18 protein-coding genes are annotated in these 21,181 nt (G+C 52.7%); 14 read left to right on the top strand and 4 right to left on the bottom strand.

Going from position 1 to position 21,181, the window contains the following annotated elements; genetic code table 11:
* The first annotated feature begins 2 nt into the window (after positions 1–2).
* The 10 genes from P3339_RS21875 (at position 3) to P3339_RS21830 (ending at position 14,041) form a co-directional block, all read left to right on the top strand.
* Entirely contained in the window at positions 3–623 is a 621-nt protein-coding gene (locus P3339_RS21875; RefSeq protein WP_020413642.1) for a type IV pilus inner membrane component PilO, read from the top strand.
* On the top strand, positions 620–1,150 hold the full coding sequence (locus P3339_RS21870; RefSeq protein ID WP_282951889.1) for a pilus assembly protein PilP: 531 nt from the start codon (positions 620–622) through the stop codon (positions 1,148–1,150). The genes P3339_RS21875 and P3339_RS21870 overlap by 4 nt, the downstream gene beginning before the upstream one ends.
* Positions 1,150–3,357: a type IV pilus secretin PilQ gene (locus tag P3339_RS21865; RefSeq protein WP_282951888.1), complete on the top strand. Its 2,208-nt coding sequence runs from the start codon at positions 1,150–1,152 to the stop codon at positions 3,355–3,357. Before P3339_RS21870 ends, P3339_RS21865 begins: the two co-directional genes overlap by 1 nt.
* Complete coding sequence (gene aroK, locus P3339_RS21860) at positions 3,354–3,878, top strand: shikimate kinase AroK (protein WP_020413639.1); 525 nt, start codon at positions 3,354–3,356, stop codon at positions 3,876–3,878. Before P3339_RS21865 ends, aroK begins: the two co-directional genes overlap by 4 nt.
* Positions 3,879–3,956: 78 nt before the next feature.
* A complete protein-coding gene (gene aroB / locus P3339_RS21855; RefSeq protein WP_020413638.1) occupies positions 3,957–5,042 on the top strand; it encodes a 3-dehydroquinate synthase in 1,086 nt (361 codons plus the stop codon).
* A 345-nt stretch (positions 5,043–5,387) separates the two neighbouring features.
* Positions 5,388–9,836: a glutamate synthase large subunit gene (gene gltB, locus P3339_RS21850; protein ID WP_282951887.1), complete on the top strand. Its 4,449-nt coding sequence runs from the start codon at positions 5,388–5,390 to the stop codon at positions 9,834–9,836.
* A gap of 20 nt (positions 9,837–9,856) precedes the next feature.
* The gene (locus P3339_RS21845; protein WP_282951886.1) at positions 9,857–11,275 is read left to right on the top strand and encodes a glutamate synthase small subunit GltD family protein; all 1,419 of its coding nucleotides are present in this window, start codon (positions 9,857–9,859) and stop codon (positions 11,273–11,275) included.
* 162 nt (positions 11,276–11,437) lie between these two features.
* Positions 11,438–12,517, top strand: coding sequence for a uroporphyrinogen decarboxylase (gene hemE, locus P3339_RS21840; RefSeq protein WP_282951885.1), 1,080 nt, complete (start codon positions 11,438–11,440; stop codon positions 12,515–12,517).
* A 221-nt stretch (positions 12,518–12,738) separates the two neighbouring features.
* A complete protein-coding gene (locus tag P3339_RS23685; protein WP_353056946.1) occupies positions 12,739–12,858 on the top strand; it encodes a hypothetical protein in 120 nt (39 codons plus the stop codon).
* Between the two features lie 115 nt (positions 12,859–12,973).
* Positions 12,974–14,041, top strand: a complete 1,068-nt coding sequence (locus P3339_RS21830) for an HD-GYP domain-containing protein (protein ID WP_282951883.1) — start codon at positions 12,974–12,976, stop codon at positions 14,039–14,041.
* 60 nt (positions 14,042–14,101) lie between these two features.
* Here the strand turns inward: P3339_RS21830 and asd are convergent, their stop codons facing one another.
* The 3 genes from asd to rsgA are packed head-to-tail and all read right to left on the bottom strand — an operon-like array spanning position 14,102 to position 16,823.
* Positions 14,102–14,965, bottom strand: coding sequence for an archaetidylserine decarboxylase (asd, locus tag P3339_RS21825; protein WP_020413633.1), 864 nt, complete (start codon positions 14,963–14,965; stop codon positions 14,102–14,104).
* A gap of 26 nt (positions 14,966–14,991) precedes the next feature.
* Positions 14,992–15,786 carry a sulfurtransferase gene (locus P3339_RS21820; protein ID WP_020413632.1) on the bottom strand — a complete coding sequence of 265 codons (795 nt, stop codon included), beginning with the start codon at positions 15,784–15,786 and terminating at the stop codon, positions 14,992–14,994.
* On the bottom strand, positions 15,783–16,823 hold the full coding sequence (rsgA, locus tag P3339_RS21815) for a small ribosomal subunit biogenesis GTPase RsgA (RefSeq protein WP_282951882.1): 1,041 nt from the start codon (positions 16,821–16,823) through the stop codon (positions 15,783–15,785). The genes P3339_RS21820 and rsgA overlap by 4 nt, the downstream gene beginning before the upstream one ends.
* An 85-nt stretch (positions 16,824–16,908) precedes the next feature.
* Here rsgA and orn point away from each other — a divergent pair, with 85 nt between their 5' ends.
* Positions 16,909–17,448: an oligoribonuclease gene (gene orn, locus P3339_RS21810; RefSeq protein ID WP_020413630.1), complete on the top strand. Its 540-nt coding sequence runs from the start codon at positions 16,909–16,911 to the stop codon at positions 17,446–17,448.
* 35 nt (positions 17,449–17,483) lie between these two features.
* On the opposite strand, the gene queG is transcribed toward orn, so the two are convergent.
* Positions 17,484–18,590, bottom strand: coding sequence for a tRNA epoxyqueuosine(34) reductase QueG (gene queG / locus P3339_RS21805; RefSeq protein ID WP_282951881.1), 1,107 nt, complete (start codon positions 18,588–18,590; stop codon positions 17,484–17,486).
* Between the two features lie 135 nt (positions 18,591–18,725).
* Here queG and P3339_RS21800 point away from each other — a divergent pair, with 135 nt between their 5' ends.
* From P3339_RS21800 to P3339_RS23680, 3 genes are all read left to right on the top strand, one after another.
* Positions 18,726–20,207 (top strand): NAD(P)H-hydrate dehydratase, encoded by a 1,482-nt coding sequence (locus P3339_RS21800; RefSeq protein ID WP_282951880.1) that lies wholly within the window; start codon positions 18,726–18,728, stop codon positions 20,205–20,207.
* A gap of 2 nt (positions 20,208–20,209) precedes the next feature.
* Positions 20,210–20,695 carry a tRNA (adenosine(37)-N6)-threonylcarbamoyltransferase complex ATPase subunit type 1 TsaE gene (tsaE, locus tag P3339_RS21795; protein WP_282951879.1) on the top strand — a complete coding sequence of 162 codons (486 nt, stop codon included), beginning with the start codon at positions 20,210–20,212 and terminating at the stop codon, positions 20,693–20,695.
* Between the two features lie 84 nt (positions 20,696–20,779).
* Entirely contained in the window at positions 20,780–21,181 is a 402-nt protein-coding gene (locus P3339_RS23680) for an AMIN domain-containing protein (RefSeq protein WP_353056857.1), read from the top strand.

Raw genomic sequence — 21,181 nt, 5'->3', positions numbered from 1 at the left:
TCATGGCATTGGGGGATACGTTAAAACAGCTTGAAAATCTGGATATCAATGATATCGATTTTAGCCGTGTTGGAGTTTGGCCCTTACCTGGGCGTGTTGCTCTACTAGTGATCATTACGGCAATTATAATTGGTCTCGGTTATTATTTTTGGGTTGGTGATTTATATAGCAGGCTGGATATTGCCGCTAAAAAAGAGCAGGACCTTTTTACTCAGTTTGAAAAGAAACAATTTGAAGCTGCGAACTTGGATGCTTATAGGGAACAGCTGGTAGAAATGGAGGAGACTTTCGGTGCTCTTCTTAAGCAGCTACCGAAAGATACTGAGGTCCCAGGTCTGTTAGAGGATATAGATGAGTATGGTCGTGGCAGTGGTTTAACTATTGAAAAAGTTGCTCTGCAAGACGAATTGGTAGGCGAATTTTATGTGGAGCTGCCAATTAGAATCCAGGTTCATGGTGGCTATCATGAATTTGGCTCTTTTATTAGTGGTATTGCGGGCATGCCGCGAATCGTGACTCTACATGACTTTAATATTTCAGCGAGCCGTGACAGTGGTGGTTTGCTCAATATGGTGATTAATGCCAAAACATATCGTTATAAAGATCAAGGGGATGAGGAATGATAAGACTTTCCATCCTTGTTATCGCGTTCTTTACAGTGTCAGGCTGTAGTTTGAATGCAGACCATTCAGATTTAACAGAAAGAATGGCTGAGGTTGAAAGAAGACCCCAGGGGCAGATAGAGCCAATTCCGACGTTTACTCCTTACAGCCCATATGTATACAGCGCTGCGGCACTGAGAAGCCCGTTTACAAGACCCATATTGGAGTCAGAGCAACGCTTAGTGGGACGAAAACTGGATATTGCCCCCGATATGAGCCGTCGTCGCGAGTTGCTTGAAGGTTTCAACTTTGACGCTCTTTCTATGGTGGGTACTTTGTCACGGGATGGCCAACTATGGGGGCTGATAGATGATGGTGCCGGAGGTATTCATCGAGTGACGATAGGAAACTATCTTGGGAAAAATCACGGCCGAGTGGTCAATGCTAATGCCGATCAGCTCGATGTATTGGAAATTGTACCTGATGGCACTGGTGGCTGGATTGAGAGGCCGCGGGCACTGACGTTGGAAGAAAAGGACAACGGATAATGATTAAAAAGCAACTTGCCAAGTTTTTAGCTCCGTTTCAACTATTATTGCTCGCTTTATCGGTACTTCCAGCTGCCTTACAGGCTCAAATAAATCAGCTTAGTGATATCCAGTTTTCTGAGCTGCCTGGTAGCAGGGTGCAATTACGTTTAACGTTTACCGATGTACCCCCTGAGCCAACTGGATATACGATTGAGCAGCCAGCACGAATTGTGATGGATCTTGCTGGTGTAGAGAGTTCTCTGCCACAAAAGAAGTATTCTCTCGGAATAGGCGGGGCTCGAAGCGCAGTAATTGTCTCGAGTGAAGATCGAACCCGCTTGATAGTTAACCTGGACCAGCTTCCGGCTTATACCAGTGAGGTTAAAGGTAATCAGCTAGTCTTGGAGATTGGTGCCGGTTCGGTTGAGCAGGCAACGGCAGTCGCTCCCTCTGACACAATGACTCATGATAGTGGCCTTAGTATTGGAGGTGAAAAGCAGTTTCGCACTTCAGGCTCTATAGCGATTAACAATGTTGATTTTCGCCGCGGAGAAGAAGGGGAGGGCAAAGTAATAGTCAGCCTTTCTGACCCAGCAGTAAATATTGATGTAGAGCGTACCAAAGGAAAGATTTATCTAACTTTTCTGGGGGCGAAATTACCTGAGTCATTGCGTCAACGCCTTGACGTCACTGATTTTGCTACAGTGGTAAATTCAATCGTTGTTGACTACGATGGACAAAATACAGTTATAGCTGTTGACCCTACCGACGTTGATTATGATTATCTCGCCTACCAGGCAGATACGGAATATGTGCTCAGTGTTAAGCCTCTCACTGCTGAGGAGATAAAGGAGAAGGAAAAAGAGTTTCAGTTTAGTGGTAAAAAGTTATCGCTGAACTTCCAGGATATTGAAGTGCGATCTGTCCTTCAGATAATTGCCGATTTCACGGGACTGAATCTTGTAGCAAGCGATACAGTTGAGGGAAGAATTACCCTGCGACTTGATGGAGTACCTTGGGATCAAGCATTGGCTTTGATTTTGAAAGCAAAAGGTCTGGATAAGCGTCAGGAGGGCAGCGTGATCATGGTTGCGCCTGCCGCTGAGATTGCTGAGCGGGAGCGCCAAGAGCTTGAAACCCGCAAACAGCTTCAAGAACTGGCTCCATTATTAACTGAATATATCCGTGTCCGCTATGCTGATGCTGGAGAAATATTCACTTTATTTTCAGGGAAAGATAGCGATAGCTCCGGACAAGGTGGATTTGCTGGTGGAAATAGCCGGGATGTCAATAAAGCGAGTATTTTGTCACCTCGCGGTAGCGCAATTGTAGACGAGAGAACAAACACAATTATTCTGACGGATACGGAAGATAAAATTGCACAGTTTCGGGAGTTGATAGAGGTTATTGATATCCCAATCCGCCAGGTGATGATTGAAGCGCGCCTTGTTACAGCTAATAGTGACTTTGCCAGTGAATTGGGCGTTCAATGGAATTATGTTGGCGCTGATGAAATTAATGATAGTACTTCGGGAGTTGGCGCTGGGGGGCATTTGCCTCTTGATGAGGATGATGACGTAGGAATTGTCAATGGAGTTTTGACTGGCTCACCAAATGTATTGGACCCCTTAATGGTGGACCTTGGTGCGCCAAATGCGGTGGGAAGTTTGGCCTATGCTATCTTGAAGGACAATTTTTACCTGGGGCTCGAGCTGTCAGCTATGGAAGATGTGGGTAAGGCTGAAATAGTTTCCCAGCCTAAAGTTGTTACAGGGGATAAGCAGGAAGCAACGATTCAATCTGGTGTGGAAATCCCTTACCAGGAAAGAACCTCATCAGGTGCCGCATCTATAACTTTTAGAGAAGCCGTATTGGAGCTTACGGTACTTCCGCAAATTACCCCAGATAACAACATTATTATGGCACTAAATATCAAACAGAATAGTGTTGGTGAATTGATTGAAGTAACTGATTTTGCATCAATACCCTCAATTAATGTTAATAACCTGTCAACTAAAGTATTAGTGCGAAATGGTGAGACTATTGTCTTAGGTGGGATATTCGAAAGTAATATCCTTGAAAGTGAAACTAAAGTGCCTTTATTGGGGGATATTCCTTATTTAGGTAACCTATTCAAGAGAAGCGTTCGAACTGATGATAAGAGAGAGCTTCTCATGTTTATCACTCCTCGAATTATGGAAGATGAGAATTTTTACTCTAAGTGATTAACCGTTCCATATTTTTGGTCGGCCCCATGGGGGCCGGCAAATCTACCATCGGCAAATTGCTTGCTGCACAATTACAGCTGCCGTTTGCCGATACCGATAAGGTGCTGGAAGAGCGTACCGGTGCCGACATTCCCTGGATTTTTGATGTAGAAGGGGAGGCGGGTTTTCGACGCCGTGAAAGTGAAGTACTCGAAGAACTATGCCATGGAGAGTGTCAGATTATCGGTACTGGTGGCGGAATAGTGCTGTTGGAAGAGAACCGCCGGCAGTTGCAAAAGTACGGCCTTGTTGTCTATCTGCAGGCCAGTGTGGATCAGTTATTCGAACGTACCTCAAAAAACAGCAACCGACCGCTTCTACGGGTTCCGGACCCACGTGCGCGTATTGAGGAAATATTGCACGAGCGCGAACCTCTCTATCGTGAAGTGGCAGATGTTATTTGCGATACTGATAACCTGACACCCAAGCAGGCTGTAGCGCTGGTGGTTGAACGATTGCAGAACACCCTCTCCCAATAACCTCCCTGGACTCTGTGCTAAAGTGCCTCTCATTTACTCAGTTCGCTGAATCTCAGCGGTGGCGGGAAGGAGAGCACAATGCATTGCCTGAATGTAGAGTTGGGGGAGCGTAGCTACCCAATTATTATTGGTTCACAACTCCTGGGTGATTCACAGTATCTGCTGCCCTATATACGTGGACAGCAGATTTGTATTGTTACCAATGAAACTGTTGCCCCCTTATATCTAGAGCAATTACTCAAGGGCTTGTCCAGCTTCGACAAGGTCGATGTTGTCGAGTTACCTGATGGCGAGTCCTTTAAGACCCTCGATACACTAAATCGCATTTTCGATACTTTACTGGAGCAGCGTCATAACCGCACAACAACCCTGATTGCATTGGGTGGTGGTGTTGTTGGAGATATGTGTGGTTTTGCTGCAGCTTGCTACCAGCGCGGCGTTGATTTCATTCAAGTGCCTACGACACTCCTCGCACAGGTCGACTCTTCTGTCGGCGGTAAAACAGGTGTAAATCACCCACTTGGTAAAAATATGATTGGGGCTTTTTACCAGCCGCGCCTGGTCTTGGCGGATATGGATACTTTAGTGACCTTACCTGATCGGGAGTTCTCTGCTGGCATAGCCGAGGTCATTAAGTATGGCCTGATTTGTGATGAACCATTTTTCTCTTGGATCGAGCAAAATATTGACGCCCTGTTGAGCCGTGATCCGCAGGCGCTGGCTTACGCCGTTGACCGGTGTTGCCGGGATAAGGCTGAAGTTGTGGCCAGTGACGAGCGTGAGGCTGGACGTCGTGCCATATTGAATTTTGGCCACACATTTGGTCATGCCATTGAAGCCGTCCAAGGCTATGGACGTTGGTTACACGGAGAGGCGGTTGCCGCAGGGATGGTGATGGCACTGGAGTTATCACGATTGCAAGGCGATGTAGATGATGATTTATTAAAGCGGGTTCGAAGCCTACTAGCTAAAGCCCAACTACCGCAGCAATCCCCTGCGGATATGACCGTTGATCATTTCCTGCAAGCTATGCAGGTGGACAAAAAGGTGGTGGATGGAAAACTGCGATTGGTGCTCTTAAGGGCGTTGGGCAATGCAAAAGTCGTCGATGACACACCGAGGGAAAAGGTTATAGAAGCGCTAAAGAACTGTGGTGCTAAGTGATGACCGCCTCGAAAGATCCTAAAATCGGAGTACTGGATAACTAGAATTCGCCAATACAGGAAATATATCTGCTTAATTGGTGTTTGGCAGATAAAAAAACTACAAAATATTGAAAAGCTAGTGTTGGGCAAGTAATATTGCGCGCCCCCGAAAATAATGGCGGGGCGTGACGACCGCCAACAAGAACAATAAAGAAAGCCCCACCAGAGGGCTTTTTTTATCTCGGGATCTTTTAGCCAGGGACCGCAGGAGAGCGTAGCGCAAAGCTTTGAGCATTTTTTGCCCATAACAGGTAGAGCTTTGGAACTACCTGTGGTCCCCCAATCGATAGTGACGAGGAATTCTATGGGTAGCAGTCTGTATCAGTTGGATGAGTTCAAAGACAACTGTGGTTTTGGTCTGATCGCTCATTTGCATGGTGTGGCGAGCCACAAATTAGTGCAGACAGCCATAGAGTCCCTTACCTGCATGACCCACCGCGGTGGTATCGCTGCCGATGGAAAAACCGGTGATGGCTGTGGCCTCCTGTTACAGAAGCCTGATGCATTTCTGCGCGGCGAAGCCCGCGACCTACTTAATGCTGAACTGACGGACGTCTATGCGGTAGGTTCGGTAATGTTGCCCCTCGATGAAGGCGAAGCCCAAAACGCCCGCCGAACAATAGAGAAAGAGCTGGAAGCCCAGACCTTGCAAGTCGTCGGCTGGCGCACCGTGCCAACCAACCCAGAGTGTCTAGGGCCTATTGCCCATGACTGCCAGCCTCGCTTCGAGCAACTGCTGATCAATGATGCCGAGGCGCCTCTGGGAGAGGCCCGTTTCAATGCGCGTTTATATGTTGCACGGCGCAAGGCCGAGCAGCAGCTGAGTAGTGATGTATATATTGCCAGCCTCTCAACCAGTGTCCTCTCCTACAAGGGCTTGATGATCCCGGCAGACCTGCCAAAGTTTTTTCCAGAGTTAGCCGATCCGCGCCTGGAAACTGCAATTTGTGTGTTTCACCAGCGCTTTTCTACTAATACCATGCCGCGCTGGCCATTGGCGCAGCCTTTTAGGATGTTGGCGCACAATGGCGAGATCAATACCATTACCGGCAACCGCAACTGGTCGGTAGCGCGTACCAACAAGTTTGTTACTGAGTTGATCCCGGAGCTGAATGAGCTGACCCCTCTGGTAAATCGTGAGGGCTCCGACTCTTCCAGTCTGGATAACATGCTGGAAATGCTGCTTGCTGGCGGGATGGAGTTACACCGTGCACTGCGCATGCTGGTACCCCCTGCGTGGCAAAATGTTGAGGGCATGGACGCAGATCTGCGCGCCTTCTACGAATATATTTCCATGCATATGGAGCCCTGGGATGGACCTGCCGGCCTGGTAATGACGGATGGCCGCTATGCCGTATGTACACTCGACCGCAATGGTCTGCGCCCATCCAGGTGGGTGATTACCAAAGACGATATTATTACCGTGGCCTCAGAGATTGGGGTTTACGATTACGCGCCTGAAGATGTGGTGGCCAAGGGGCGCCTGGGGCCAGGTCAGATGCTTTCTGTGGATACTCTGGAGGGCAAGCTGTTCCACACTGCTGATATCGACAATATGCTCAAGCGCGCCCAGCCCTATAAGCGCTGGTTGAAAGAGAAGGCGCGACGCATTCGCTCAAAACTGGTTACCGCCCCTGTAGACAACAATTTCTCCCATCAGCAGTTCAAGGTTTACCAAAAACTGTTCAGCTCTTCTCTGGAGGAGCGCGATAAGGTAGTGCGCCCGATGGCGGAAGCCGGCCAGGAAGCGGTTGGTTCCATGGGGGACGATACGCCGATGGCGGTTTTATCCCGCTACAACCGCTCCCTTTACGATTACTTTCGCCAGCAGTTTGCCCAGGTTACAAATCCGCCGATAGATCCGCTGCGCGAAACTGTGGTGATGTCCCTGGAGACCTGCCTGGGGCGTGAGAAATCTGTATTTGAAGAGACACCAGCACATGCAGACCGGGTGATACTGTCTTCCCCGGTTCTGTCCCACATGAAATACACCGCATTGCTATCCCTGGATCGCCCTGGCTTTGATGCGGAAATATTCGACCTGAATTACGACCCGGCGGAGCTGGGCCTGAAGGTTGCAATTGAGAGACTGTGCGCACGGGTTGAGGCCTCTGTCCGAGCCGGTACAGTTATTGTTGTGCTCTCTGACCGCGATATTCGCGAAGGTCAGCTGCCTATTGATGCGTTGCTCGCCACCGGTGCAGTACACCACCACTTGGTGCATGCGGGCCTACGTTGTGATTCCAATGTGGTGGTGGACACTGCCAGTGCTAGAGATCCACACCAGCTGGCTTGTCTGGTAGGTGTTGGCGCCACAGCTGTGCACCCCTATTTCTCTTACAGCATTATCAATCATCTGATCGATACCGGTGAATTGCTGCTGGATGCCGCAGAAGCGCAGAAGAATTATCGCAATGGCATTATCAAGGGTTTGCTGAAAATCCTATCGAAAATGGGAATTTCCACGGTGGCCTCGTATCGCGGCGCCCTTCTGTTCGAACTGGTGGGGCTCTCCAGAGAAGTCGTGGATCTGTGTTTCCCCGGTGCGCCAACCCGTATCGAAGGTGCCGGTTTTGCTGAACTGGAGTCGGATATGGCATCGCGTGCCAGTATTGCCTGGAAGGCGCGCAAGCCGGTCTCTCCCGGAGGGCTGCACAAATACGTGCACGGTCAGGAGTACCACACTTTTAATCCGGATGTTGTGACCGCGCTGCGCCGCGCTGCCAGTACTGGGGACTATTCCGCTTGGCGTGATTATGCGGAATTGGTAAATCAGCGTCCGGTGGCAACCCTGCGGGATATGCTCGGATTCAAAGAAAATATTGAGTCAGTACCTCTGGAAGAGGTGGAGCCAGTTGCGGCAATTGTGCGCCGCTTTGATTCTGCCGCTATGTCTCTGGGGGCCCTGTCGCCCGAGGCTCATGAATCACTGGCCCAGGCAATGAACCGGCTGGGTGGGCGTTCCAATAGTGGTGAGGGTGGTGAAGACCCGGCACGCTTTGGCACTGATAAAGTCTCCAAGATCAAACAGATCGCCTCCGGTCGCTTCGGGGTGACACCGCACTATCTGGTGAATGCCGAAGTATTGCAGATCAAGGTGGCCCAGGGTGCCAAGCCCGGTGAAGGAGGTCAGTTGCCCGGCGGTAAGGTGAATGGTCTGATCGCACGCCTGCGTTATTCTGTGCCCGGTGTGACGCTAATTTCTCCGCCACCTCACCACGATATCTATTCCATCGAGGATCTTGCCCAGCTGATTTTCGATCTAAAGCAGGTCAATCCGGACGCGTTAGTGTCGGTGAAACTGGTTTCGCGCCCGGGCGTTGGCACCATCGCTGCAGGTGTGGCCAAGGCTTATGCGGATCTGATTACCATCTCTGGCTACGACGGCGGCACTGCGGCTAGCCCTATAACTTCTATCCGTTACGCGGGATCTCCATGGGAGCTGGGCTTAGCTGAAACCCATCAGACCCTTCGCGCGAATGATTTGCGCGACAAAGTGCGGGTGCAAACTGACGGTGGTTTAAAGAGCGGTCTCGATGTGATCAAAGCAGCCATCCTGGGAGCCGAGAGCTTTGGCTTTGGTACCGCACCTATGGTGGCCATTGGCTGTAAGTACCTGCGTATTTGTCACCTGAATAACTGTGCTACCGGCATTGCTACCCAGCGTAAGAATCTGCGTGATGAGCACTATATCGGCACTGCTGAGATGGCGATGAACTTCTTCCGCTTCGTTGCCGAAGAGACCCGGGAATGGATGGCGCGGTTGGGAGTGCGCAGCCTGGAAGAACTGGTTGGCCGCGTGGATCTGTTGCGTGTGTTGGAAGGAGAGACCGACAAACAGAAGAAGCTCGATCTTTCTCCACTGTTACATACCGATGAACTGCTCGATAGCAAACCGCAAACCTGCCAGTCTGCCAGGAATGAGCCCTGGGACAAGGGCGAACTGGCCGAGCGAATGGTGGAAGAGATTTTGCCTTCCATTGAGAAACTTGCTGGTGGCGAGTTCAGCTATGACATAACCAACTGCGACCGCTCCCTGGGGGCAAGGCTGTCCGGTGAGATCGCCAAGCGTCATGGTAATCAGGGCATGGTAGAAGCACCGATCAAGCTACAGCTTAAAGGGGTGGCAGGGCAGTCGTTCGGTGTTTGGAATGCAGGTGGCCTGGAGATGTATCTGGAAGGGGATGCTAATGATTACGTCGGCAAAGGTATGGCCGGTGGCAAGCTGGTGATACGACCACCTGAAAACAGTACCTTCGCCTCCGAGGAGACCAGTATCGTCGGCAATACCTGTCTGTATGGCGCTACCGGGGGCAAGCTATTTGCTGCAGGCCGCGCTGGGGAGCGTTTTGCCGTGCGTAACTCTGGTGCTTTTGCCGTGGTAGAGGGAGCTGGCGATCATTGCTGTGAATATATGACCGGTGGCATGGTTGCCGTACTGGGTCGCACCGGCTTTAACTTTGGTGCCGGTATGACCGGTGGCTTTGCCTATGTGCTCGACCTGGAACGGGATTTCTTCGACCGTTGCAACCATGAGTTGATTGAGTTACGCCGTATTAGCAGTGAAATTCTTGAGCCGCATCAGAGCCACCTGCGCGAGGTGATAGAAGAATATGCCGCCGAAACCGGTAGCGCCTGGGGCGCGGAGCTACTGGATAACTTTGATGACTACCTGAGTCGTTTCTGGCTGGTAAAACCCAAGGCGGCGAGCCTTGCGGATCTTCTTTCTGACGTGCGCAAGCGCGGCGAATAAGGCTGGGGTGGAGAAACAATATGAAAGACAGACTGAATAACGATTTCCAGTTTATCGACGTATCCCGCATCGATCCGCCAAAGAAGGACGTCATTACTCGCACTAATGAGTTTGTAGAAATCTACCAGCCCTTCAGTGAGAATCAGGTAGCTAGCCAAGCTCACCGTTGCCTGGACTGTGGCAATCCCTACTGTGAATGGAAGTGTCCGGTGCACAACTATATTCCCAACTGGCTGAAGCTAATCAGCGAGGGGAATGTGATTGAGGCGGCAGAGCTTTGCCATGAAACTAATACGTTGCCAGAAGTCTGTGGCCGCGTTTGCCCACAAGATCGCCTGTGTGAAGGTGCCTGCACCCTTAATGATGGTTTTGGTGCCGTAACTATCGGGAATGCGGAAAAGTATATTACCGATACAGCTTTTGCGCTGGGCTGGCGGCCGGATCTGAGTCATGTGGAAAAAACGGGCAAGAAGGTTGCGATTGTTGGTGCCGGCCCCGCGGGCCTGGGCTGCGCCGATATTCTCGTGCGCAATGGTGTGCAGCCGGTAGTATTCGACAAGCACCCGGAGATCGGCGGCTTAATTACTTTCGGTATCCCAGAGTTCAAGCTGGAAAAGTCAGTGATGCAGAAGCGTCGCGAGGTTTTTGTGGAGATGGGGGTGGAGTTTTGCCTCAATACCGAAGTGGGCAAGGACATCACCTTCGAGCAACTGCTCAGCGATTACGATGCGGTATTCCTTGGAATGGGTACCTACAACTATATGAAGGGCGGCTTCCCTGGTGAAGACCTCCCTGGGGTTCACGATGCCCTGCCATTTCTGGTGGCCAATGTGAACCGCAATATGGGGTGGGAGAAAGACCCCTCGGAATTTGTTCCTGTGGAGGGTAAGCGTGTGGTGGTACTCGGTGGTGGTGATACCGCTATGGACTGTAATCGCAGCTCCATTCGCCTAGGTGCCAAGAGCGTCACCTGCGCCTACCGCCGCGACGAACAAAATATGCCCGGCTCCCGCAGAGAAGTGGCCAATGCCAAAGAGGAGGGGGTGCAATTCCTATTTAACCGCCAGCCGGTGGAAATTGTCGGTGACGGCCAGGTCTCTGGAGTTAAGGTGGTGACAACGAAATTGGGTGAGCCAGATGAGAATGGCCGCCGTCGCCCACAAGTTGTGCCTGAATCGGAGGAAGTGATCCCCGCCGATATTGTATTGGTTGCCTTCGGCTTCCGCCCGAGCCCCGCGGAGTGGTTTACTGAACACAATATTGCAGTCGCCGATTGGGGTGGCGTTGTCGCTCCGGAAAAGCAGAAGTACAAGTTTCAGACTTCAAATGAGAAGGTCTTCGCCGGCGGTGATATGGTGCGCGGCTCCGATTTGGTGGTTACCGCTATTTGGGAGGGGCGTCAGGCCGGTGAGGGTATCCTCGACTACCTGGATATCTGATGGACCTCGCAGGATAGGAGAGGGTGACACCCCTCTCCATACTTTTCTTTGTTGATCTTCCCTATCAGCTCAAGGCTGCGCACCGCTATATTTTTGCCACTCTATTTATAGTGGCCCCGCCCCCTGTACAATGGCCGCTTTTTTAGCCCGCTCGGTGTGCTTATGTCTGATATTAAATCGCCCGAATTGAAAAACGATCGTTTCCTTCGCGCCCTGCTACGCCAGCCTGTGGATCGAACACCAGTGTGGATGATGCGCCAGGCGGGTCGCTATCTGCCAGAGTATCGTGCCAGCCGTGCCGAAGCTGGTAGTTTTATGGACCTGTGCCGCAACACCGAGCTGGCTTGCGAGGTGACACTGCAACCTTTGGAGCGCTACCCTCTGGATGCGGCAATCCTATTTTCCGATATCCTTACTATCCCCGATGCCATGGGGCTGGGCCTCTATTTTTCTGAGGGCGAAGGCCCGAAATTCCACAAGCCTCTGCGCACTGCGGCAGATATTGAGTCACTGGAAGTGGTTAACAGCGAGCGGGACCTGGATTATGTGATGAATGCCGTGTCCACCATTCGCCGAGAGCTGAATGGGCGTGTACCACTGATCGGTTTTTCCGGTAGTCCTTGGACTCTGGCCACCTATATGATTGAGGGTGGCTCCAGCAAAGATTTCGCTCGCTGCAAAGAAATGCTCTATAACCGTCCTGAGTTGATGCACCAGCTGCTATCAGTATTGGCCGATTCTGTAACCGACTACCTGAATGCGCAGATACGTGCCGGTGCCCAAGCTGTACAGATCTTTGATACCTGGGGTGGAGCGCTGAGCCACAGTGCCTACCGCGAGTTCTCCCTGCAGTATATGGCGCGTATCCTGGGCGGCTTGATTAAGGAGGTCGACGGCCATCGTGTGCCCGCCATCCTGTTCACCAAAGGCGGTGGGCAGTGGTTGGAGGCGATGGCGGAAACTGGTGCCGATGCATTGGGCCTGGATTGGACTACAGATATTGGCAGTGCCCGTGCCCGTGTCGGTGAACGAGTTGCCCTACAGGGTAACCTTGATCCCTCAGTCCTCTATGCCAGCCCCGAGCGTATCCGCCAGGAAGTGGAAACTATCCTGCAGGCATTCGGTCATGGTAGTGGCCATGTATTTAACCTCGGTCACGGAATTACTCCAAAGGTCGATCCCGCCCATGCCGGTGCCATGATTGAGGCGGTAGTAGAGCTTTCTGCGAAGTATCACGCTTAATGGTGGTAACTAGTGTCTGAGTCTGTGAATGCAGTCTCACTTTGGGCGGGTGCTCGCCAATATCTCTCCGTGATATAAATGTGCGCCTGCCCAGAGGGTTCCGAGTTAGGCACCCTGCTCCTTGGCATTGGGCGGCTTTCAGAAAATTATCTCAGTGGTCGGCACCTCTCCAAGTGGCAATCGAACAGGCAAAAATCTCCGTCGGTGACCTACAGCGCGGCATGTTTGTTTCCAGGCTGGACAGGCCCTGGACACGAACACCTTTGCGCTGCAGGGCTTTTATATCCGCGACCTGGAGGAAATACGGCAGCTGCAAAAATGCTGCCGCTTTGTCTATGTAGATGTTCACAAGACCGTTGGTAGTGCTGGTGCGACCCTACGCCGCCTGGTCGGTGGCAGCGGTGCTGGTATAGTTGGTGAAGGTCGCACCCCCGCGTTACTGTCCCCTGTCGTCCAGTGGCAATTTCTCACAAAGCATACCCTCCGCCACAGCCTGCCCGGCGCGAAGCCAGTAATGCACGCAAACTGCATGGGCAGATATTGCAGGGCATGGGGCAGGTGATGGGGTTAGTGGCGAGCAACCGGCCGCTACCGGTACAACAGGTCAACCGGGTGGTGGAAGACCTTGTGGATAGTGTGTTGCGCAGCCCCGATGCTTTCGCCTGGCTGGCTCGGGTGCGGGATAAAGATGAGCATACCTATAGCCACTCGGTGAGGGCGAGTATCTGGGCAGTACTGTTTGGCCGCCATATCGGTTTAGGGCGACGTGAACTATTACAGCTGGGGGTGGCGACTCTTCTAAAGGATGTCGGTAAATTGGCTATCCCTGCGGAAGTGTTGCAGATGAAGCAACGAGATCCACGCAGTGAGCTGGAGTATCGAAAGTTTGTGCTGCACAGTGCGAATATGCTTGCTGCCGATGTACAGATGGACCCACAAGTAATTAATATTGTTCGCTGCCACCGCGAACGTCACGATGGAAGTGGTTATCCGAAAGGCCTGCGGGGTGACAAGATTCCCGTGTTAGCGCGTATGTGCGGGATTGTGACCTTTTACGATGAAGCAACTAACCCCCGTGGTGTTAGCGAACCTATAGCTCCATCTCGTGCCGTGGCGGGCCTGTATGACTTGCGAGGTATCGCCTACCAGGAGCAGCTGGTAGTGGAGTTTATTCAGGCGATAGGCCTTTACCCAACGGGTACCCAGGTGGAGCTTTCCAATGGTGAAGTGGGCGTGGTAGTGGAGCAAACTTACGATCGTCGCCTTAGGCCGAAGGTGATGATTGTACTGGATGAGAACAAGCGCCAATTGAATAAACCTCGCCTTCTCGACCTGGCTGAGACTGAGGATCGTGCGAAGAAGCTGATTGAGCGAGGAAAGATGAGAGCTCAGGCGCAAGTGAGTATTTTGCGTGATATCGAGCCCGGCGCTTACCCCCAGGTGGATACTGCTGCGGTGCGGGATACTTATTTATTTAAAGGTAATGGGCAGCTATCCCGTTTGATTTCCCGCCTGGCGAAATAACTGCTGCTACTCACTACCCAGACTATCCACGATGGGCGGTTTATGCCGCCCCTCTCAAGTTCAGTCATTCTCAGCGATAAGGTTTCCGAAGTGCTCACCCATTCGTACGGTGGTTTCCGCATCCAATGAGTCCAGCCAGCGCACTTGCTCCTTGCCGAACAACATAATAACGGTGGATCCCAGTTTAAAGCGGCCCATCTCTTCGCCCTTTTTCAGGTGGATTGGTGCGGTGTCTAGATAATTGGTGCTACGCACATCGCGCTTGTGTGGGGTTACCTGGCCTGCCCATACGGTTTCGATACCGGCAACGATCATAGCGCCGACAAGAATCATAGCCATGGGGCCTGCCGCAGTATCGAATACACACACCAGCCGCTCATTGCGGGCGAACAGGCGAGGAACATTTTCCGCTGTCACTGTGTTGACTGAAAAGAGTTGGCCCGGCACATAGATCATGCTGCGCAAGGTGCCGGCCATAGGCATATGCACACGGTGGTAATCCTTGGGCGACAGATAAACTGTGGCGAAATGGCCGTCGTTAAACTGTGCTGCCAGCTCCGGATCACCGCCCACAAGTTCGAGCAGGCTGTAATCGTGTCCCTTGGCCTGGAATATGCGGCCGTTGTGAATGCCTCCCAGCTGACTGATGGCACCATCCGCCGGGCAAGCAAGGCTGTGCTCACCGCTGACGATTGGGCGTACGCCTTCTTTTAGTTCGCGGGTGAAAAAATCGTTAAAGGTGCGATAGGCGGTACAGTCGGTCTCCTTTGCCTCCTGCATATTGACACCGTACTTATCCACAAACCAGCGGGTGAAGGGATCTTTGATCGATTTGATCTGTGTGTTCGCCAGCCAGCCGGCAGCACGTGAAAAGGCATGCTGTGGGGTCAGGTACTGCAGTGTGGCAAAGAGTTTTGGATTCATAGAATTACAACGTTTCTTGATGATTCTTACTGTTCTACCGGTGTATCGGGCAGGTTACCCCACTCGCTCCAGGAACCGGGATAGGCGTGTATATCAAAGCCCAGGGATTTACCCACCAGCCAGGTGAAGCCAGAGCGGTGATGGCTTTGGCAATGGGTAACGATTTTGTGCTTGTCGTCAATTCCCAGCTTGGCAAGAAATTCCCGTGCATCGGTGCGGATACGCAAGTCGCGCTGAGGATCCATTAGCTGGGTCCACTCGCAGTTGATAGCTCCGGGAATATGGCCACCTTTCATGGCTAATACCCGTTCACCAGAATATTCCTGCGGTGAGCGCGCATCCCAAATAATGAAATCCGGGTTGCCTAGTTGTGCCTGGATTTGTTCGGCGTCAATGGACGGGGTTGAATCGATGGATATTTCGATATCGCTGGGGTTGGCTTGTGATTCGTCAGTGGAGAGAGGCAGGCCAGCACTGCGCCAGGCGTGCATACCACCATTCAGATAGCTGTAGTTATGGTGGCCTATCATCTCCAGGGTCCACAGAAAGCGTCCAGCCCAGCCGCCTCCTTCATCGTCGCAGGCGACGACATGGGTTTCTGGGCGCAAGCCAATTGCGCGGAATATTCGGGTCAATTGTTCCAGGTCTGGCAATTTACCGGGCGCTGGAGGGGTACCGGCCATCAAAGCCTGGAAAGGCAGGTGCAAGGCGCCGGGAATATGGCCGCTCAAATAGTTTTGGTTGGAGCTGAGGTCGACAATTAGCAGCTCCTCACGCTCTAGTTCGGCAGCGAGATCTTCCGCTTCGATAATCAGGTTCAAAATTTATTCTCCGATTCCAGGCTGTTGCGCAGGTGTAAGAAACTGTTCATGCGGCGTTCGGTGATGTCGCCACTGGACAGTGCTTTGTGGATGGCGCAACCGGGTTCACCCTGGTGACGGCAGTCCCTAAAGCGACAGTGGCCGATAAAGGGGCGGAACTCTACAAAACCTTCCAGCAGCGCAGTTTCCTCCATATGCCAGAGGCCAAATTCACGGATGCCAGGGGAGTCTATCAAATCGCCGCCACTTGGCAGGTGAAACAGTTCCGCCGCAGTAGTGGTGTGCGTGCCTTTCAAGGTGGCTTGTGAAAGCGCACCAGTACGTGCGCCGGCACTTGGGAGCAGTGCGTTCACCAATGATGATTTTCCCACGCCGGATTGTCCTACAAAAACACTGCTGCCCAGGGCCAGGGTTTCCAGTAATTGGGGTAAGCCCTCACCGGTTTTCGTGGAGAGTTTTAGTACCGGATAACCCAGGTCTGGGTAAGGGGCCAGCAACTCATCCAGTGCTTCGCGGTTACTGTCGTTGATCAGGTCGATTTTGTTGAGCAATAAAATAGGTGGAATGCCGGTGGTTTCTGCCGCTACCAGGTAGCGATCGATAGCATTGGCGAAGGGCTCGGGATAGGGTGCTATAACGATGACAATACGATCGATATTGGCGGCGACGGTTTTTAAATCGCCGTAGCGATCTGGTCGCTGTAATTCCGATGTACGGGGTAGGCGTGCACCGACCACACCATACCCACCATCGCTGTCACTCGTGGCCGGGCGCCAGGCAACATGATCGCCGGTAACCAATGTCTCAATATTGGCGCGCAGGTGGCAGCGCTGGCGCAGGGAGGAATCACTTTCACTCTCTACCAATATCTGGGTGCCATAATTGGCGATCACCAGGCCGGTCTGTTCCTGGGCCAGCTGACCTTCATCCATCGCTTGTTCCGCCGACTGCTCGCGCTTGCGCGCGCGGGCCTCGCGTTCCTGCTGGATTTTGGCGATACGCCATTGCTGGCGCCGGTTCAATTTGCGTTTACTCATGCATTGGTACCTGGGGATCAGCGGCGGATTATAGCTATTGCCGGGTAGTTACGGTAACTTGCGCGGAAAGTTTGAGGAGACCCCTGTGGATCAGAACAACCTGATCTGGATCGATCTGGAGATGACCGGCCTCGATCCAGAGAAAGAGCGCATTATCGAGATTGCTACCATTGTGACCGATTCGCGCCTAAATGTTCTCGCTGAAGGCCCTGCAATGGTAATTCATCAGAGTGATGCTCTGTTGAATGCAATGGATGATTGGAACACTGAACAACACGGTGGTTCTGGTCTGGTAGCACGGGTGAAGGAGTCGACCATATCCGAGCGAGAAGCGGAGCGTGAAACTATTGAATTCTTGCGCCACTGGGTACCGGAGGGTGCGTCCCCTATGTGTGGTAACTCTATTGGCCAAGACCGCCGCTTTTTAGTCAAATATATGCCGCAGTTGGAATCCTACTTCCACTATCGCAACCTGGATGTGAGTTCGGTGAAGGAGCTGGCCAGGCGCTGGCGCCCGGAAGTGCTGGAAGGGGTAAAGAAGCACAGTAACCACCTGGCTCTTGATGATATCCGCGATTCGATCGGAGAGCTGCGCCATTACCGCGAGACTTTTTTTCGTCTCTAACTCTTGCCCCTTAGCTTTGCGTGTCGCTGCGCGGTCTAGGTGGGAGCGCGCTTGATCTTGCGCTTGCGCTTTCGGCCACCACGCAGGCGTGCCAGGGCCCAGTCAATATGTTCAAGCACTAATGGCGTGGCGGTTTGCCGCGCTTGTTCCAGGGTGTCCAGGACTCTATCGACGGGTTCGCCATTGCCGAGGGCAACCGCCAGATTGCGTTGCCAGCGTTCGTAACCAATACGGCGAATGGGGGAGCCTTCAGTTTTGCGCAGAAACTCCTCTTCGCTCCAGTTGAATAGTGCCAACAGCTCGCCGTTATCCAGTCCGTGGCGTGGGTGGAAATCCTGTTCGGCGGTGGGTTTGGCGAATTTGTTCCAGGGGCAGATCGTCTGGCAGTCATCGCAGCCAAATACACGGTTTCCGATGGGCTCGCGAAATTCTTCGGGTATCGGCCCTTTATTTTCGATGGTCAGGTAGGAGATACAGCGGCCCGCATCCAGGGTTCGAGGACCGATAAAGGCATCGGTTGGGCATACCCGGAGACAGGCCACGCAGTCGCCGCACTCATCGACGAAGTCACCTTCGTCGATAGGTAGCGGTAGGTTGGTATAGATTTCTCCGAGGAAAAAGAACGAGCCGGCTTTAGAGTTAATCAGTAGGCAGTTCTTGCCCACCCAGCCGAGTCCGGCTTTGCGAGCTAATGCCCTTTCCAATACCGGGGCGCTATCGGTAAATGCACGCCCTTTGGATTCGATCCCGTGCTCGGCACAAAAAGCATCAATTTTCTTGGCCAGGTTAGCCAGGCGTTTGCGAATCAGCTTGTGGTAATCGCGCCCGTTGGCATAACGTGAGACATAGGCTTTACTGGAGTCTTTCAGTATTTTGATGGGTTGGGTATCCGGTGGAAGGTAGTCGAGACGCACACTGATGGCGCGGATAGTACCTTCCTCCAGGAGTGCTGGGCGCCAGCGCTTTTCCCCATGAGCACCCATCCATTCCATATCTGCGCTGTAACCGGCATCAATCCATGCGCGTAGGCGCTCGCCATCCTCCTCCAGCTGGCAATCAGTAATGCCAACTTGCTGGAAGCCCAGCTCCCGCCCCCAGGTTTTAATCAGGTTGGCTAATTCTGCGAGCAGTGAATCGGTCATAGGTAAAAGCGGCTCGATATCCCAGGCAAGCACATTGACTGGCCGGGGCGGTATACTCTGCTGACAGAGCAACTGACAGCGATGCAATCGCCTATTTTGCCACAGATGAATTCTTGACCACATTGCGGGAGCCGCATGGACACGCCTCAATCTCTGTACAGTGCCGAATCGGTACGGGAACTCGACCGACAAACCATAGCTGCGCTGGAAATTCCCTCTATTCAATTAATGAAACGCGCCGGCCGCGCGGCCTTCAAGCATTTGCAGGCACAGTGGCCCGATATTGGCCGAATACAGGTCTTTTGTGGCGGTGGTAATAACGGTGGGGATGGCTATGTGATTGCGGCCCTGGCTGCGCAGAAAAAGATCCCGGTTACGGTTTATGCCTGTACTGAGCCGGGCAAGCTGAAAGGTGATGCGCGAGAAGCCTGTGAATATGCCCTTCGAGAAGGCGTACAGGTGCTGACTTCCTTAGCAGAGTTGGACAATGCCGATGGCAATACCCTGATCGTGGATGCCCTGCTTGGTACTGGGTTTAGTGGGGCTTTGCGCGAGGATGTCGCCCATGCGGTGGAGAGAATTAAGAAGAGTCCTGGGCCGATATTGGCTGTGGATATCCCGTCCGGTCTAAGCGCCGATACGGGAACCGCTGACCTCGCTGTACATGCGGATATGACAGTGACTTTTATCGGGCGCAAACTCGGCCTCTATTGTGGTCGAGGCCCGGCGCTATGCGGTGAGGTCCAGTTCGAGGATCTGGGCGCGCCAGCGCAGGCCTACTGTGATGTTGATGTCTCAGTGCACCGCTACACGGCGGAGGGTATTAAACGCTTGCCAGTGCGTGCTGCGGACAGCTTTAAAAACCAGTTTGGCCATATTCTGATCGTTGGAGGCGATAGCGGCTTTGGCGGTGCTGCACTTATGGCTGCTCAGTCCAGCGCGCGGGCTGGAGCCGGTCTGATTTCTCTGGCGACTCGCCCTGAGCACCTCTCTGCAGCTTTGACTCGTTGCCCTGAAGTTATGGCTTATCCGGTAATTTCCGGCCAGGAGCTGGAGCCACTGCTGGACGGCCCCAGTGTTATAGCTGTTGGTCCCGGCCTCGGGCGCTCGCCCTGGAGCGAACAGCTGTTAGCCCGCGCGGGGCGAGCAGAGGTGCCATTAGTGGTGGATGCGGATGGGTTAAATATCCTGTCCGAAGGGCGGGTATTGGCCGGCGTGAAACGGAATGATTGGGTACTGACGCCCCATGTGGGAGAGGCGGCACGCCTGCTCGGTTGTGACACTGCCGATGTACTGGTCGATCCCCGTGAAGCAGCTGCCGCAGTTCAGGAGAAGTTCAGTGGTGTGGTGATACTTAAGGGCGCAGGTACCCTGATTGCCCACGATGGTGGTGTAGATCTGATAAATAGCGGTAATCCGGGTATGGCCTCTGGTGGTATGGGCGATCTGCTTACCGGTATCGTCGCTGCACTGATCGGACAGCACCTGCCCCTGGTTGAAGCGGCCCGTCTGGCAGTTTGGCTGCATGGAGAAGCCGGTAATCGCGCTGCTGAGGATGGCCAGCGAGGTTTGTTGGCCACCGATTTATTGCCTTGGATTCGACGGTTGGTAGATTGATAGTGAGTGAACTCAAATTACATTTGGCGGACGAAGAAGCAACAGTCGCCAGTGGAGAGACGCTGGGGCGCGCATGCCTGGCCAGTGGCCTGCAGCATGGACTGACCCTGTATCTGAATGGCCAGTTGGGTGCTGGGAAAACCACTTTTTGCCGTGGCGTGTTAAGGGCTTTTGGTCATGACGGCGCAGTAAAGAGTCCCACCTATACGTTGGTGGAGCCCTATGAGCTGGGTACGCAACGGGTTTATCACTTTGATCTATACCGGCTGGGTGACGCCGAGGAGCTGGAGTTTATGGGGGTGCGGGATTATTTCGCTGCCCACAGTCTGAGTCTGGTGGAGTGGCCGGAGCGCGGTGCTGGTGTTTTACCGGAGCCGGATTTGCAATTGGACCTGGAGGTGCCAGATAGCGGAAGACAGTTATTGCTGATTGCTCACTCCAAACAGGGCACAGCAGTGCTCGATACGCTGGAAAAATTGCTGCAATAGTATCGGCAGACCTTAATTCGAGGGTGTGTGAATAACAATAAGCGAAAGGACTGAGATGTAATGAGTTTGATGTGGCGGTCACTTTTGGCCCTGATTTTTGGGCTGGTGATAGTAGTGCCGTTAAAGGCGGCAGAAGTGGAAGGTGTACGCCTGTGGCGTGCGCCGGATCACACACGCCTGGTTTTTGATTTGAGTGGGCCGGCGGAGCACAAGCTCTTTACCCTGAGTGGACCACACCGGGTAGTGGTGGATATTACTGATACCAAATTGAAAGCTCAGTTGGATGCACTGGATTTAAAAGACACCCCTATTGCTCAGGTACGTCACGCGCGCCACAACAAGAAAGATCTGCGTGTGGTGCTCGATCTCAAACAGCAGATCAATCCACGTAGTTTTGCCCTGCGTCGCCACGAGAAATTACCAGATCGACTGGTAATCGATCTTTACGACAAAGTTGAAAACCAAGAAAAACTCTACTACAAGTAA

It is taken from the genome of Microbulbifer sp. MLAF003 (assembly GCF_030012965.1).
Classification (GTDB): domain Bacteria; phylum Pseudomonadota; class Gammaproteobacteria; order Pseudomonadales; family Cellvibrionaceae; genus Microbulbifer; species Microbulbifer variabilis.
Note: the sequence above shows the minus strand (reverse complement) of the source record. Positions and strands in the feature narration are given on the sequence as shown.